The organism is Vibrio sp. 10N.222.55.B11, assembly GCF_041473705.1.
Taxonomy (GTDB): Bacteria; Pseudomonadota; Gammaproteobacteria; order Enterobacterales; family Vibrionaceae; genus Vibrio; species Vibrio crassostreae_C.
The window spans coordinates 1-1627 of the sequence record NZ_JBFRST010000098.1; the positions used below are offsets into that span (position 1 = coordinate 1).

General features: G+C 39.5%; 1 protein-coding gene and 2 pseudogenes. 1 reads left to right on the plus strand and 2 read right to left on the minus strand.

The window, feature by feature from the left end; translation table 11 throughout:
• Nucleotides 1-158 (minus strand): annotated as a pseudogene (locus AB4503_RS24540) (IS110 family transposase); the annotation flags it as partial.
• A gap of 103 nt (nucleotides 159-261) precedes the next feature.
• Here AB4503_RS24540 and AB4503_RS24545 point away from each other — a divergent pair.
• Entirely contained in the window at nucleotides 262-1167 is a 906-nt protein-coding gene (locus tag AB4503_RS24545) for a DUF4238 domain-containing protein (protein WP_372115850.1), read from the plus strand.
• 184 nt (nucleotides 1168-1351) lie between these two features.
• Here the strand turns inward: AB4503_RS24545 and AB4503_RS24550 are convergent.
• A pseudogene (locus tag AB4503_RS24550) lies at nucleotides 1352-1627 on the minus strand (group II intron reverse transcriptase/maturase); the annotation flags it as partial.

Sequence of the window (1627 nt, forward strand, 5' to 3'; positions counted from 1 at the left end):
TCCATACCGATGAGGCAGGGCGGTAACTTCGCGAATGTGTCTAAGAGTTTGTTTCTTTTGACAGTTTTGCGTAGGACGCACTTGCCATATGCATCAACGCTGTGAATACTGAACACATTCTTGGCAAGGTCAACGCCAATAGTTTTAATGGTGAACATAGTAACCTCCAGTTCTTCAGCGTGTACTAAGTAAGTATGGCACGCAGAGTGCCAGGTAGAGGGAGTCCATATCATTCGTTATGTTTTTGGAGAAAATGTTGAGATGTTCAATCAAAAGAAAAAGAAGCAACACTACGTATGGAGACGTTACCTCAAGTCTTGGTTGGTAGGGGGTAAGCTTGCATGCATGAGAGATAAGAAACATGTATTTTCTACTAAAGACTTAATGAACGTTGGTCAAAAAAACTACTTTTACAAGGTAAATAGTTTAACTGAGCAAGATGTAAATTATGTGCGAGATTTGTTTTTAAGTAATGTAGATGAATCGACTAATGCTATTTTCGATCGATTATTTTCTCTTTTTCTTCAGGTTGAGCATGTAGAGAAACTTCCATCAGATGGAAATCATGTTGGAATAGAAAATCTAAAAAAGCACTATGCTAATAACCTTGAAGAGGAAATTCAATCTGACATTGAGTCACAAGGTGCTCCTTGCCTAACTCGGTTACTGGTTGGAGATACAAGCTTTTTTGAAAATGAAAAAAGCGCGGCACATTTTTTTAACTATATATGCATGCAATACTTGCGTACTAAAAAGCAGCATGATGCCTTAGTTTCAGGGGCAATTGGGAAAAATAGTGAACAAATAATAAAGTGTGCTAACTTAATTCGGATTGTATTATCATCAAAGTTAGCTGCCAACCTATATGCTAATAGATCGGACTATAAGTTAGTTGTTGCAAAAAATAATAGTGATATCCCATTTATTACTTGTGATCAACCAGTAGTAAACTTCTTAGACACAAGCGAAGAAACAGAAGAGTTTGGTCTTTATTATCCAATTTCACCTAATTTGGCTGTGTTTTTGGTTAAAAACGAAATTTTTGGTTCTGTAAAAGAAATGAGTTTTGACCGATTATCTGTTGAAGAGTTTAACCAAATTACACTCAACGCATCATATGAGCAGGTTTATTCTTCTTCGGAAAAGCAGTTAAGGGATTTAGCTTAAAAAACAAAGACATAATCGGGTAGCTGGAGGTCTTTACCCTCCAGCCCCCACACCACCCTGCATGCGGATCCGCACAGGGCGGTTCATTCAGAACGCCTAATCTACATTTCCTGATTTGGGTATTGAACAGCAATCCATCCATCTCTTAGTGAAAACAATCCTACTTTCTTAAGGTAATCATTACTCAGCGCTTGCTGTATCCCGGGGGTTTTCGAACTTCGCCACGGCCCTTTGCTTGTGATACCACAACCAACGGCTGTTTGGATCCAGACTCTAGTTGAGATTTACATTGCTGCCAGCCCCCTTGTTGCAGCCAAGGTGGGAAGGAATCAATGGTCATGCCATCTATACCTGCCGCACCTTTGTTGGCTTTAACTTGACGCCATGCACGCTGTAAATTCTCAGGTTGGAGTAATTGAGTGAATAGAGCGCTGTTGAAAGATGGTTGCCTATCATTACG